Here is a 483-nt window from a genome sequence, read left to right on the forward strand (position 1 = left end):
CATCTCGCGTCCACGGTCATAGGTCAACGTTTTACGCAGTTCTGCAGGTAAATATTTCAGAGCTTCAGTTAAAGCCTTGCGCACTGATTCTGCCTTTGCATCAGGTAATGTTGCCAAGATACAGAGCCGTGTATTTCGTTCAATAAGTGTTGCTATCGAACTTTTATTGTCTTTACCTTTAATTAAATCAGCTTCCCAATGACCCGGTATTTTTCTTTCTTGAACTTCGGCTGGGCGCTCATGAATAGTTTTAATATCCTGTAATATAGAATCTTTTTTAGGTTCACCGTTAGCTTTTCGCTTTTTATTTTCATGACGCAGACAGGATAATAAGTCTTTTTTCAACTCACCCTTTGGTAATGCTCGTATCGTTGAATAAATCGTTGTATGGCTTACATTCATTGTTTGATCCAAATCAGGAAATGTCTTTAAACGCTTTGCTATTTGCTGAGGAGACCATAAACAACGGATCGCTTCAACAAT

The 483-nt window shown here is 38.5% G+C and carries 1 pseudogene; it reads right to left on the reverse strand.

What is annotated here, in order from left to right:
• Positions 1 to 483, reverse strand: a pseudogene (locus AC1P5O_RS16860) (IS30-like element ISAba125 family transposase); the annotation flags it as partial.

It is taken from the genome of Prolinoborus fasciculus, assembly GCF_056724605.1.